Annotated in this window: 11 protein-coding genes; 2 read left to right on the top strand and 9 right to left on the bottom strand. The window is 67.6% G+C overall.

The window, feature by feature from the left end; translation table 11 throughout:
• Nucleotides 1–51: 51 nt before the first annotated feature.
• The 5 genes from ACFWMR_RS24605 to typA all read right to left on the bottom strand — a co-directional run bounded on the left by ACFWMR_RS24605 (nt 52) and on the right by typA (nt 8,503).
• Nucleotides 52–975: an ABC transporter permease gene (locus tag ACFWMR_RS24605; protein WP_167406284.1), complete on the bottom strand. Its 924-nt coding sequence runs from the start codon at nt 973–975 to the stop codon at nt 52–54.
• Between the two features lies 1 nt (nt 976).
• Nucleotides 977–1,993: an ABC transporter permease gene (locus tag ACFWMR_RS24600; RefSeq protein WP_378380047.1), complete on the bottom strand. Its 1,017-nt coding sequence runs from the start codon at nt 1,991–1,993 to the stop codon at nt 977–979.
• A 182-nt stretch (nt 1,994–2,175) separates the two neighbouring features.
• Complete coding sequence (locus ACFWMR_RS24595; protein ID WP_378380044.1) at nt 2,176–3,981, bottom strand: ABC transporter family substrate-binding protein; 1,806 nt, start codon at nt 3,979–3,981, stop codon at nt 2,176–2,178.
• Between the two features lie 287 nt (nt 3,982–4,268).
• Nucleotides 4,269–5,978: an ABC transporter family substrate-binding protein gene (locus ACFWMR_RS24590; RefSeq protein WP_378380046.1), complete on the bottom strand. Its 1,710-nt coding sequence runs from the start codon at nt 5,976–5,978 to the stop codon at nt 4,269–4,271.
• A 602-nt stretch (nt 5,979–6,580) separates the two neighbouring features.
• Nucleotides 6,581–8,503, bottom strand: coding sequence for a translational GTPase TypA (gene typA / locus ACFWMR_RS24585; RefSeq protein ID WP_093936639.1), 1,923 nt, complete (start codon nt 8,501–8,503; stop codon nt 6,581–6,583).
• Nucleotides 8,504–8,713: 210 nt separating this feature from the next.
• Between typA and ACFWMR_RS24580 the strand changes: the two genes are divergently transcribed.
• Nucleotides 8,714–8,872, top strand: a complete 159-nt coding sequence (locus ACFWMR_RS24580) for a hypothetical protein (protein WP_007028942.1) — start codon at nt 8,714–8,716, stop codon at nt 8,870–8,872.
• Nucleotides 8,873–8,893: 21 nt separating this feature from the next.
• Here ACFWMR_RS24580 and ACFWMR_RS24575 read toward each other — a convergent pair whose 3' ends face one another.
• Nucleotides 8,894–9,193 (bottom strand): YciI family protein, encoded by a 300-nt coding sequence (locus tag ACFWMR_RS24575; RefSeq protein WP_093936638.1) that lies wholly within the window; start codon nt 9,191–9,193, stop codon nt 8,894–8,896.
• A gap of 336 nt (nt 9,194–9,529) precedes the next feature.
• On the opposite strand from ACFWMR_RS24575, the gene trpS reads away from it, so the two are divergent.
• Nucleotides 9,530–10,495, top strand: a complete 966-nt coding sequence (trpS, locus tag ACFWMR_RS24570; RefSeq protein WP_093936637.1) for a tryptophan--tRNA ligase — start codon at nt 9,530–9,532, stop codon at nt 10,493–10,495.
• A 51-nt stretch (nt 10,496–10,546) separates the two neighbouring features.
• On the opposite strand, the gene ACFWMR_RS24565 is transcribed toward trpS, so the two are convergent.
• From ACFWMR_RS24565 to ACFWMR_RS24555, 3 genes are all read right to left on the bottom strand, one after another.
• A complete protein-coding gene (locus ACFWMR_RS24565) occupies nt 10,547–10,936 on the bottom strand; it encodes a (deoxy)nucleoside triphosphate pyrophosphohydrolase (protein ID WP_378380043.1) in 390 nt (129 codons plus the stop codon).
• Between the two features lie 128 nt (nt 10,937–11,064).
• Nucleotides 11,065–12,402, bottom strand: a complete 1,338-nt coding sequence (locus tag ACFWMR_RS24560) for an ATP-binding protein (protein WP_378380042.1) — start codon at nt 12,400–12,402, stop codon at nt 11,065–11,067.
• The gene (locus ACFWMR_RS24555; protein WP_378276895.1) at nt 12,399–13,127 is read right to left on the bottom strand and encodes a response regulator transcription factor; all 729 of its coding nucleotides are present in this window, start codon (nt 13,125–13,127) and stop codon (nt 12,399–12,401) included. Before ACFWMR_RS24555 ends, ACFWMR_RS24560 begins: the two co-directional genes overlap by 4 nt.
• Nucleotides 13,128–13,162 lie beyond the last annotated feature (35 nt).

Here is a 13,162-nt window from a genome sequence, read left to right as displayed (position 1 = left end):
TCCCCCGGCTGAGCCGGGGGAAGGGGGCCTTCACGCGCTAAAGAGGGAAAATCACGCCTTCATCCGGCGCTGCCGCGGGTCGAAAGCGTCCCGCAGGCCGTCACCGATGAAGTTGATCGTCAGCGAGATCAGCACCAGCACGATGAACGGGCCGAAGAACAGCGCCGGCCGGTTCTGCAGCTGCGCGTAGTTCTCGAGGATGACGCGGCCGAGCGAGGTGTCCGGCAGCTGCACCCCCAGCCCGATGAAGGACAGCGCCGCCTCGATCAGCACGGCCTGCGCGACCGCGAGGGTGGCGTTGACCGTGATCAGGCCGACCATGTTCGGCACCAGGTGCTTGAACACGATGTGGAAGGTCCCGGCGCCGGACGCGCGGGCGGCGTCCACGAACTCCCGCTGGGACAGCGACATCGCCTCGGCTCTGGCGATCCGCGCGATCGGCATCCAGCCGAACGCCGCCAGCACCATCGCGACGATGTACCAGCTGCCGCCACCGAACACCTTCGCCAGGATGGCGGCGGCGGCGATCTGCGGGACGATCAGGAACAGGTCCGTCACGCGCGAGATCGCGGAATCGGTGAAGCCGCGCAGGTAGCCCGCCATGGCACCGAAGACGGTGCCGATGGTGGTGGCGATGATCGACACGACCAGCGCGATCAGCAGCGAGTACTGGGTGCCGCGCAGGATCTGCGACACCATCTCCTTGCCGACCTGCGTCGTCCCGAGCGGATAGTCCGCGCTGGGCCTCGCGAAGGACGGGAAGGAGCTGTCCTCGTAACTGTGCGGCCAGAAGATCGGCATGATCAGCACGGTGAGCACCAGGAGCAGGAGCACTCCGGTGCAGATCATCGCCAGCTTGTGCCGCAGGAACTTGCGCAGGACCAGCTTGCCCTGGCTCCGGGGTTCGGGCAGGGCCTCTTCCGGAAGCGTGCCATCGGCGGACTTGGAGTTTTCCGCCGCGATAAGGGAATTCAAGTCAGCCAACGCGAATCCTCGGGTCCAGGATGCCGTACATCAGGTCGGCGATCAGGTTGGCGACGATGATGCTGCTGGCGATGAGCACCAGCCAGCCCATCATCACCTGCGTATCGCTCTTGGTCACGGCTTCGACGAGCAGCTTGCCCATGCCATTCCAGTTGAACACCGTCTCGGTGATGATCGCGCCCGAGAGCACGGCACCGAAGTTGACGGAGAACAGGGTGGTCACGGGGATGAGCGCGTTTCGGAAGGCGTGGCGGAAGATGACCCGGCTGTTGCCGAGGCCCTTCGCCCGCGCGGTCCGCACGTAGTCCGCGTTCAGCGTCTCCAGCATCGAAGCGCGCTGGAACCGGCTGTACGCGGCGAAGCTGATCGCCATGATGGACAACGTCGGCAGCAGATAGGCGCCGATATAACTCGCCAGGAAACCGCCTGGACCGTCCAAATTCAGCGATTCCGGGCTCGTCGTCCGGATCCAGGGGTTACCGAGCACATCGGACAGTCCCAGGTCCCGCACCCAGCCGTTGAACTCGATCGCGTACCGCTTGAGCACGATGGCGACACAGAAGATCGGCATCGAGAACAGCAGGAAGGCCAGCGTGGTGGCGATGTAGTCGATGATCGAGTACTGCTTGACCGCCGCGACCACACCGACGAGGACGCCGAGGACGAGCGCGAGGATCTCGGCTCCGACGACGAGCTTCAAGGTGACCTCGAACGCGGCCATGACCTTCGGGAACACCGGGGCCTGCGCGTTGCCCTGTGCGATGGAAACGCCCCAGTCGCCGGTGACGAAGTTGCCGAGCCAAGTGAAGTACCGGGGCACGATGCTCTGGTCCAGCCCGAGCTGCGAGGCCATCTGCGCGATGGCTTCCTTGCTCATGGCCGGATTGCTCTTCATCTCGGCGAGCGGGTCACCGGTGCCGGCGACCATGACGAAACACAGGAAAGTCCCGACCAACAGGACGGGAATCGATATCGCCAGACGGCGAAGAATGTAGATCACCAGGTTCAACGAACTGCTCCTCATCCGGGCCTGGTCGCCGAAGTGCTGGACCGCTGCCCGGTTGTCCACCGTAGTGGCGGTAACCCTACGGTCAACAGCTACTTCCGGCGGGTACGGGGGCCCGGCTTTTGGCCGGGCCCCCCTACCACCAGGATCGCGTAAGCGAGTGGTGAAAAAGCGGGGCGGAAGCCCTACTTCTTCTGCTCCCACTCACCGGCGTTCCACAGGACACCGTTGTACGACTGCATGTAAGTGCGGTCGATGCCCTTGAACGCCCACATGGACGGGGTCTGGAACAGCGGCAGGGTCGCGTACTCGTCCGCGATCGCCTGGTCGGCCTTCTGGTAGCTCTCCAGCTGGACCGCCTCGTCGGTGGCCTTCACGGCCGCCTCGAAGGAGGAGTCGATCGTCGGGTTCGAGAGACCCTGGTAGTTCTGGCTGCTGTCGTCGACACGGGTGATGTAGATCGACTTCTGCTCGGCCTTGAACGGAGCGGCGGACCAGCCGAAGAGCGCGGCGTCGTAGTCGCTGGCCGCGAGACGGCCACCCTTCAGGAAGTTGGCGTCCTGGTCGTCCGTGATCTCGATACCGGCGGCCTTGGCCTGCGAGATGATGATCTCGACGGTCTGCTGACGGCGGGTGTTCTGGTTGTGCGAGATCTTGAACGACGCGCGCTGGCCGTCCTTGGCGAAGATGCCGTCGCCACCCTTGACCCAGCCGGCGTCGGTCAGCGTCTTGGCCGCGGCCTCGGCGCCCAGACCGGCCTTGCTGCTGTACAGGTCCTTGAAGCCCTGCTCGCCCGGCATGAACACGATGCTGTTCAGCGGGGTCGCGTCGGCCTGGACCTCCTTCAGCAGCTTGTCGGTGATCTCCTGGCGGTTGACGACCTCGAAGAACGCCTTGCGCAGGTTCTTGTCCTTGAACATGCGCTTGTAGTTCAGGTCGATGTGCTCGAAGGTCAGCTGCGAGGCCGAACCGTAGGTGACACCCTGAGCGGCGAGGCTCTTCATGGTGCCGGCGGCGGTGGCGTCGGGCTGGGTCGAAGCGGCGATGTCGATCTCACCGTTCTGCAGCGCGGTCGCCATGGCCTTGGTGTCCTCCATCGCCTTCACGACGATCTTGGAGGGGCCACCCTTGCCACCGATCCAGTTCGGGTTCTTCTCGAGCGTGACGGCCTTCTGGTTGGCGTCGAACGCGGTGATCTTGTACGGACCCGAAGCCGGCATGTCCTCGGCCTTGAAGGCCTTGAAGCCGTTGGTCCAGAACTCACCGGCCGCCTTGAGCTGGGCCGCGTCGCTGGTCGGGGTCAGCTTGGTGATGTCGGGGACGTTCGACCGCTTCTCGACGATGTGCGCCGGCATGATCGCGGTCGAGTTGAACAGACCCTTGTAGTCCAGGTACGGCTCGGTGTACTTGGTCTCGAAGGTCAGGTCGTCCTTACAGGTCGCCTGGTCGATCAGCTGGTAGCCGGTCGTCGAAGCGGCGAGGAAGGCCTGCTTGCCGTCGGAGGTCTTCGCCTTGCCGGAGTGCGCCAGCCACGACAGGTACATGTCGTCGCAGTCGAACGCCTCGTTGTCCGACCACTTGACGTTCGGCTTGATCTTGTAGACGACGGTCTGCGGCGACTTGGAGGTGACCTCCCAGGAGTCGAAGACGTCGTTGTTCAGCAGCACCTTGTTGTTGCCGTCGAGCACATCGGCGCCGGCGAGCACGGCGGTCAGGATGTAGGTGTTGTACGACGTGTTGGTGTCAGGCGTGTCGTTGTTGTAGCCCGAGTACCCGTCGTCGATACCCACCGTGACGGTGCCTTCGTACCCCTTGGTGTCCGCGAGCTTGAAGTTCTCGCCGTTCTGCGCCTTACCGACCGCCATGCTCTTGATGTCGGTCGACGACCCGTTCTGGTCGGTACTGCCGCTGTCGCCACCGCTGCATGCGCTCAGCACAAGCGCGGAGGCCGCGACCAGCGACCAGGCGGAGACTGCCTTGGACTTCCTCATGAAGTGTGCCCTCCTAGCACTGGGCTCCTGAGATCGGAACAGGACCCCACACCGCTCCGGTGAGATGGCCCGGAGCCTATGACACGCCAAGCAACACTCATTTGGCGCACTGCGGGTGCACGCTAGAAAGGAAATGCACGAACAGTCACCAGTTACGGGGCGATCGTGACCAAAGGGTAACTTGCGGCTGACAACAAGAAATACAGTGGTTACCTTGAGGAATCGGTCCGCCACTCGAACGTGCCGGGAAAGGTCACCCTCCAGGGTCGGACTCGGACTCGAAACGGCTACTTCGGACCCCTCGTCCAGTTCACCGCCGACCCGAAAGGGCCCACCATAGGAGGACCTGCGGTTACTCCGGAAATACCAGAGCCGATGGCGAGGGTATCGGCCAGCTGGAACAACGGAATGGCAACATTCCGACGCCACAATTCCGGTTCCAGGGTCGAAAGCGTGTCGGCGACGGGCGTGGTCCCGGTCAGGGCCGCGTCGATCGACGGCTGCAGCGCCGGATCGCAGAAGCCCAGCGGGTTCCCCGGGACGACGGCCTTGGTCTTGTCGGTGAGCTGATCGGGGCGGCAGCCGAAGGTGGACGCCAGCGCCGACGCCACGTCCGCGCCGCCGGTGACCTGGCCGATCACCGCGATGTCGATGCCGACGTTGCCCGCTCCCTCCGGTGTCGTCTGCTGGACGCCGTTGAGCACCGGCATGGCCAGCAGCGTCGAGAACAGCTCCCTCGGCTGCGGCGCGATCGCGTTGACCTCGATCCCCGCGGCCACCAGTTGCGCCGTCAGCTCCTTGGCGATCGTCGCGTACGGCTCCTGTTTGGCGGGCGAGGCGACGACCAGCGAAAGATTCTTCCCGTTCTTGCGCCAGGTCCCGGCTTCCTTGGTGTACCCGGCGGATTTGAGCAGTTCCTCGGCCTTGACCGGATCCGCCGCCGACGGCGGGCCCGGAGCGGGGATCGTCGGCTGGAAGCCCGGGGCCGACGGGACGCGGACCTGGGCGTCGGCGCGGAGCTTGTCCGACGGGCCACCTTCCGCGGCCTCGGTGATCAGCTTGCCGCGGTCGATCAGCGCGGTGACGCCTTCGCGCACCTTGGGATCCGACAGCGTCGCGCTCACCGGCCGCAGGAGGATCTGCGCGACCGTGGGGCGGGCGACCGTGTGCAGCTGGACGGCCGAGCCGAGTTCGCCGAGCCGCTTGAGACCGGTGCCGTCGGTCCTGGTCATCGCGAACTGGTCGTTGCCACTGCGCAGAGCGGCCAGTGTGCCCTCCTGATCGGCCGCACGGAGCACGATCCGGTCGAGGGCGGAGGGTTTCTCCCAATAGCGCTCGTTGCGCTCCAGGACGACCTCTCCGCGCGCCGTGTCGAGTCCCTTGATGGAGTACGGCCCGGCGACGGCCGGGAACGCCGTCGCCAGCGCGCCCTGCCAGCCGTTCGGGGCGTCCTTGAGCAGATGGGCGGGCAGCAGGTTCGAGAAGAGCGTCTGCCAGCCCGGGTATGGCTTCGCGAAGGTGACCTCGACGCGCTTGCCGCCTTCACGCGACTGGATGTCCGAGATCAGCCGGTAGCCCGCGGCGCCGATCACGCCGGGCTGGTCGCGCATGTTCTCGCGGAGGTAGGCGAAGTCCTCGGCCGCGATCGGCGCGCTGTCGGACCAGGAGGCGTCCGGCCGGATCGTGTACGCGACCGTGAACGGCTGCTGCGAGACGACCTCGGCGGACTTCATCAGGCTCTTGTCCAGCTCGAAGCTGCCGTCGTCCTTCGGGCGGAACACCGACGGGAGCAGCAGCTGCGAAAGCGCCGACGTCACCTGGGAGGCGTCGGCCAGGTTGTGCGGGTTGTAGCCGCCGAGGACGTCGTCGACACCCACGACGACCTGCGAAGGCGTCTTCGTGGTCGACGTGCTCACCGGGGAGGCCGAGGAGCTGACCACGGGCGGGGGCGGGGTGTTGCTGCAGGCGGCGAGGAGCACGGCCGCGCACGCCATCATGGGTGCCGCTGTGGTCGCTAACCGCACGCCTGGATCCTCCTGGTTTGTCCCTCGCCCCGTCGCCATACAGCTATCACGCCGGACCTGGTCTCGGCAGCGAGATTCCCATATCGGCCCGGTCGTCGCCCGACCGGATACCGCCCTCCTTCGGTGGACGTCCGGGAGGCGCCCCGGGTTCCTGCCCGGCCGACACTTTTCGAGACCCGCCGAAGCGGGCCTGTTCGGCAATGGGTTCCGCGCCCCGGAACATTCCGGAACGGCGGCCGGAATGTTCGACGGCGGACGATTGATGGCGGAAGCGATCTCGACCGCGAGTCCTATCCGGACGCATTTAGGATCTTTTGTTTCGAGCCGCGTCCGAATCCACGTTCTCGGGACGCTGTGCGCCACCGCACTTCGCCCCGCGCCGCACCGCCGTTCCGGTGTTGTGAACACCGTCCAAAAAGGAGAACGGCTTTCCGGGCGGAATTGTCGGGAAAGGACTTCTTCTCACCAGGAACACCCGATCGAATACGGTGCGTAACCGGCCTGAGGGCTGAAAATGCCGAAGGGCGCCTACTCACCGTGAGTGAGCAGGCGCCCTTCGGCGTTCGCTGAGCGGGTCAGCCGCGGTTCTTCATCTTGTTGCGCTCCTTGGCGCGCTGGTTGACGTCCAGCGTGACCTTGCGGATCCGGACGACGTCCGGGGCGACCTCGACGCACTCGTCGACGGAGCAGAACTCCAGCGCCTCTTCCAGACCCATCTTGCGCGGGCGGGCCAGGGTCTCCATCACGTCGGCGGAGGACTGACGCATGTTGGTCAGCTTCTTCTCCTTGGTGATGTTGATGTCGAGGTCTTCGGCGCGCGGGTTCTCGCCGACGACCATGCCCTCGTACACCTCGGCGCCCGGCTCCACGAAGAAGGTGCCGCGGTCGGCGAGCTGGATCATCGCGTACGCGGTGATGGGGCCCGAGCGGTCGGCGACCAAGGAACCGGAGTGCCGGGTGCGGATCTCGCCCGCCCACGGGAAGTACCCCTCGAACACGTGGTTCGCGATGCCGGTGCCGCGGGTCTCGGTGAGGAAGTCGGTGCGGAAGCCGATCAGGCCGCGCGCCGGGAGGACGTAGTCGAGCTTGATGCGGCCGGAGCCGTGCCCGCCCATGTGCTCCATGCGGCCCTTGCGGGCGGCCAGCAGCTGCGTGATGCCGCCGAGGTGCTCCTCCGGGGCGTCGATCGACAGGCGCTCGAACGGCTCGTGCAGCTTGCCGTCGATCGTCTTGGTGACCACCTGCGGCTTGCCGACGGTCAGCTCGAAGCCCTCGCGGCGCATCTGCTCGACGAGGATCGCCAGCGCCAGCTCGCCACGGCCCTGGACCTCCCAGGTGTCGGGGCGCTCTGTCGGCAGCACCTTGATGCTGACGTTACCGATCAGCTCCTGGTCCAGCCGGGCCTTGACCAGCCGCGCGGTGACCTTGTCGCCGCCGGAACGGCCGGCCAGCGGCGAGGTGTTGACACCGATGGTCATCGAGATGGCGGGCTCGTCGACGGCGATCCGGGGCAGCGCCTCGGGGTTCTCGACGTCGGCCAGCGTGTCGCCGATGGTGATGTCGGGGATGCCCGCGATGGCGACCAGTTCGCCCGCGCTGGCCTCGGTCGCCGGGACGCGGGTGAGCGCCTCGGTGACCAGCAGTTCGGAGATCCGGACGTTCTGGATGCTGCCGTCCTCGCGCATCCAGGCCACGGTCTGGCCCTTGCGCAGGTTGCCGGAGTGGATGCGGATCAGCGCGATCCGGCCGAGGAAGTTCGACGCGTCGAGGTTGGTGACCAGCGCGCGCAGCGGGCCCTCGCGGTCGGCGAAGGGCGGCGGCACGTGGCGCAGCAGGGTCTCGAACAGCGGGTCGAGGTTCTCGCTCTCGGGCACCGCGCCGTCGGCGGGCTGCTCGAGGCTCGCCTTGCCGGACCGGGCGGAGGCGAAGACGACCGGGAGGTCGAGGATCGCGTCGAGGTCGGCGTCCTCGATGTCACCGGCCAGGTCGAGCAGGAGGTCGTGGGTCTCCTCGACGACCTCGGAGATCCGGGCGTCGGGACGGTCGGTCTTGTTGACGACCAGGATGACCGGCAGGCCGGCTTCGAGGGTCTTGCGGAGCACGAAGCGGGTCTGCGGGAGCGGGCCCTCGCTGGCGTCCACCAGCAGGACGACACCGTCCACCATGGCCAGGCCGCGCTCGACCTCGCCGCCGAAGTCGGCGTGGCCGGGGGTATCGATGACGTTGATGGTCACCGGGCCGTTCTCGGTCTCGCGGTGGATGGAGGTGTTCTTCGCGAGAATGGTGATGCCCTTTTCCCGCTCGAGTTCCCCGGAGTCCATCACGCGGTCGACGAGTTCGGCGCGTTCCTCGAACGCGCCGGACTGCCGGAGCATGGCGTCGACGAGGGTCGTCTTGCCGTGGTCGACGTGTGCGACGATGGCGACGTTGCGCAGGTCGGGCCGGGTCTTGCCGGACGAGCGACCGGCATCGACTGCGGTGGCGCTGGCTGCGGGCACGCGAAGGCTCCAAAGGTTTCAAGTTCGGGTGTGGTGCCCACGCCGCCCCGAACGCTCAACTCACGCGATCGAGTAACGTCGGCCGACTTTGGCCATACGCGGACCACACCAGCGTACCTGTAGCCGAACTGTGAGCACCCCCACGCCCCAAGATCGGTTAGCCTCACCTAACGTGAAGGCGTCGCCGACGCAGTCCGACAAGGAGCGCGAGTGGGCAAGAAACTACCCGACGACCCGCACAAGCTCGTGCGCAAATGGATGAAGTCGGGCAAGGTCAAGAAGAAATGCTGCCGCTCGAAATCACGGTGCGGCAAATGTCCCGTTCTCGCCCTGAAAAAGGCGAAGACGAAGATCGCGAAAGCGGCTTGACCGCGTCGTCGGCAATGATCGTCAGTGCACCACCGCCTCGTTGACCAACCGCAGTTCCGGCGCGGTCCTGGTCGGCGAGAATTCGATCACCTCGTAGGCGGCCATGTGCTTGATCGAGAAGGGGTCGGTCGCGAGGATCGCGTCCAGCTTTCCCCTGGCCATGGGCCTGGTGATGATGACGCCGCCGATGCGCGGGTTGCGCCTGCCGGAGGCGAGGAAATTGCCGTGCTCGTACTGCTTGGTCAGCCAGTCGGCGTGATCCGGGAGCACATAGTCGATTTCTTCGATAGGGGCGGTGTAGGTCAGCAGGACGACATACATGAGATGAAGGTAGACCCGGATCATCAATGTGACGGGCGTACTGGATCAGCCGATACGAAGTATTGACGCGACGTGCCCGGAATGAGTGAAATCAGCCCGCATTTCGTCCTCTGGATGCGAAAGTTCGACGCCGAACTACCGTATCCAGAGGACGAAACGCAGGTCACTCTGTAGAGTGGGCCGCATGCGCGCGCAGAACGCCCAGTGGTGGCCGCCCTCCGGCGGCCCCGAAGTCCTGCGCTGAACCAGACGAGCGCACCACCCAGGCCGCCCCACCGGGCGGCCTTTTTCGTGCCCGGACCCCGGGGCGGCCCGAATCCGGAAGGAAGAAGGCAGATGATCAGGTTGTCCGGGATCACCCCGTCCGGCCACGTCCACGTCGGGAACCACCTGGGGGCCATTCGGCGCTGGGCGGACGAGGGCGGGCCGGACGACCTGTACTTCGTCTCCGACCTGCACGCCATGACGAACTCGCACAATCCGGCGAAACTGCGTTCGATGGCGTCGGAGCAGCTGGCCGTGCTGATCGCGGCCGGGATCGAGCCGGACCGAGTGTTCGTGCAATCCGACATAGCCCGCGAACTGGGCGCCCTCAACTGGGTCCTCGAATGCACCTGCAACTACGGCGAGGCCGCCAGGATGATCCAGTTCAAGGAGAAGTCGAAAGGCCAGGCCGGGGTCCGGCTCTCCCTGCTGACCTATCCGGTGCTGATGGCGGCGGACATCCTGCTCCAGGGCGCGGACGAGGTACCGGTCGGCGAGGACCAGCGGCAGCACGTCGAACTGGCGAGAACGCTGGCCAAGCGGTTCAACTCCACCTACGGCGACGTGTTCACCATGCCGAAGGCGGTGTTGCCGCCCGCCGGCGCGCGGGTCATGGACCTCGCCGAACCGACGCGGAAGATGTCGAAGTCGACGCGGGACGAGGTCGGGGTCGTCTTCATCCTCGACGACGCCGACCAGGTCAGGCGGAAGATCAAACGCGCGAAGACCGACGGCGGGTCGAAGCCCGCCTACGCGCCGGAAGCCCGGCCGGGGATGGCGAACCTTTTGGACATCCTCGCGGCGTGCACCAGGGAGAAACCCGAGGACCTCGCCGACCGGTTCGATTCCTACGGCCAGGTCAAAGAGGCTGTCGCCGAGGCGCTCATCGAGGAACTTCGGCCGGTCCGGGAGCGCGCCCTGGCGCTGCTGGCCGACCCCGGCGAGCTGGAGCGGGTCCGCAAGGCGGGCGCCATCCGGGCGGCGGAACGCGGTGAGCACCGGCTCCAGTCCGCCCTTCGCCTCATCGGCGCGGGCTGAAGAAGTACATGAAGGACCCCTTCCTTGCGCCTAGGTACAGGAAGGGGTCCTTCACGGACTCGCGAGCAGGGTGTGCAGTGCCGGGAGGAGGATCCGGTCGGCGGGGAGCCAGTCGAGGTCGTCGAGGTCGGCCGCGGTGATCCACCGGACGTCCTTGTGCTCCACCGCCCGCGGCTCGTCCCCCGCGCGGACCAGCGAAGCGGCGTAGATCCGCAGCACTTTCCCCTTCGGCAGCGGGACGTCGTCGCCGACCCGGCCACCGACCGTCACGGCGACGTCCAGCTCTTCCAAGCACTCACGCGCCAGCGCGACCTCGTCGCTTTCGCCGTCTTCGACCCGCCCGCCCGGCAGCTCCCACTGCCCGGCGTGGTCGGCGGGCCAAGCCCGCTGCTGCGCCAGCAGCTGTCCGTCCCGCACGATGGCGGCGCCCACGATCACCACGGGCACACCCTACGACCGAGCGTGCCCGAACCCGGATCACGCGTGTCTGAACCCGGATCACGCGTGCTTGAAGCCGGATCAGGGTGTTCCGCCTTCAAGCACGCGAGTTCCGCCTCCAAGCACGCGAATCACGCCGAAGCGCCGGGCCGCGCGGCCTGCCAGACGATCTGGAAGCGCGCCCCGCCATCGGGTGACTCACCGACCCGGACCCTGCCCCCGCGCCGCCGGACGGCCTCCGCGACCATCGCCAGTCCCAGCCCGGTGCCGCCGGAGGACCGCGCCCGCGAATCGGAAACGCGGTAGAACCGGTCGAAGACCCGGTCCCGGTGTTCCGGGGCGATGCCCGGTCCGTCGTCGTCGACCACCACCCGCACCGAAGACCGCGACGCCAGCACCGACACCACGATCTCGCCTTGGGCGTACCGGCAGGCGTTGCGCAGCAGGTTGCTCAGCACCAGTTCGACCTCGGCGTGCGTGGCCAGCGCCCACGCCGTCCCGACGGTGCCGGTCACCCGGACGTCCGGCGCGTCGGCGGGCATCCGCGCGACCGCGGCCCGCACCTCGCTCACCAGCTCGACCGGTTCGGCGGGCGGGACCTCCCCCGCGTCCGACCTCGCCAGCGCCAGCAGCCCGTCGAGCAGCGCGGAAAGCCGTTCCGACTCCTCCAGGATGTCGGAGAGGGTCTCCTGGGACAGCTCGGGATCGGGGTTGGTGACGGCGACCTCGGCCTGCACGCGGATCGACGCGACCGGCGAGCGGAGCTCGTGCGCCGCGTCCCCGGTGAACCGCCGCAGCCGGTCCGCGCCCTCCTCCTGCCGGGCCAGCAGGGCGTTGAACTCCTCGGCCAGCGCGCGGAGTTCGTCGTGAGAATCCGGCAGCGGCAGCCGCGCCCCGCGCGGGAGCGCCCGGACCGACCCGCGCATCCGCGCCACCGGCCGCAGCGCGAACCGCACCAGCAGCCACGTCGCGATCCCGGCGCCCACCGCGCCGACCGACGCGACCACGAACAGCCACAGCCCACCGGAATGCACGGCGGTGGCGAAACCGACCAGCCCGGCGCCGGCGGCGACGAGCCGTTGTTGCCCGTCGGGCGCGGTGATCACGGTGCCCACCCAGCGCCAGCTGTGCTCGCCGCCGGTCGTGATCGGCTCGCCCGCCTTCAGCGCGCGGACGTCCGCGGGGCCGAGGCTCGCGGCGGGCAGGCCGTCCACCGGGCCGCCGCCGGTGTCGAGGACGCGGACGGTGACCGCGGAGGCCGTCGGCGGCCGTCCGGCGGCGACGTCGGCCTTCGCGATCTCCAGCTGGGCGCTCAGTTCCTCGTCGACCGAGCCGATGAGCAGCGGCTGGAGGTTGTCCCCGGCGACCGTCGCGAGCCCGAGCAGGAAGCCGAGCGTGACCGCGGCCGTGAGGAGGGTGATCCGGACCTGGAGCGAGCGGCGGCGCCACCAAGACGGTGAGCCGATCACCCCTGTCCCGCCGGGGCGATCACTTCGTCGAGCTGAGGGTCGGAAGCCAGGTAGCCGTGCCCGCGCACGGTCCGGACCAGCGCGCCCGCGCCGACCGCGTCGAGTTTGCGCCGCACGTAACCGACGTAGACCTCGACGACGTTGCGGGTCGCGGCCTGTTCGTCACCCCAGACGGCGCGCAGCAGCTCGTCCTTGGTGACCACCGTGCCCGCCCGGCCGGCCAGCACCTCCAGCAGCGCGAACTCGCGGGGGCTGAACGCCACGTCGACGCCGTCGTAACGGACCTGCCGCAGGCTCCGGTCGACTTCGAGCGCGCCGATCCGCAGCGGTCCGCGGATCGCGTCCGGCGACGCCCGCCGCAGCACCGCGCGCACCTGCGCGACCAGGACGACGAACGAGAACGGCTTCACGAGGTAGCCGTCGGCGCCGAGGTCGAGACCGTCGGCTTGGTCGACTTCACCGTCCTTCGCCGAAATCATCAGCACCGGCGTGGTGACGCCGAGCGCGCGCAGTCGTTCGAGCACGCGGTAGCCGGAAAGACCCGGGAGCATGATGTCGAGCAGGACGACGTCGAACGAGCCCGTCTGCGCGAGCCGCAGGCCGCTGGGCCCGTCGGCCGCCGTGACCACGTCCATGTCTTCGGCGCGCAGCCCCCGCTGCAACGCCTTCCGGACGCCGGGCTCGTCGTCGACCACCAGTACTCGAGGTTTCACGTCCTTCATCATTCACGCTTTCACCAGCTCACGCGCGAGCTCTCAGC

It is taken from the genome of Amycolatopsis thailandensis, from assembly GCF_042723255.1.
In the GTDB taxonomy this organism is placed as follows: Bacteria; Actinomycetota; Actinomycetes; order Mycobacteriales; family Pseudonocardiaceae; genus Amycolatopsis; species Amycolatopsis thailandensis.
Note: the sequence above shows the minus strand (reverse complement) of the source record. Positions and strands in the feature narration are given on the sequence as shown.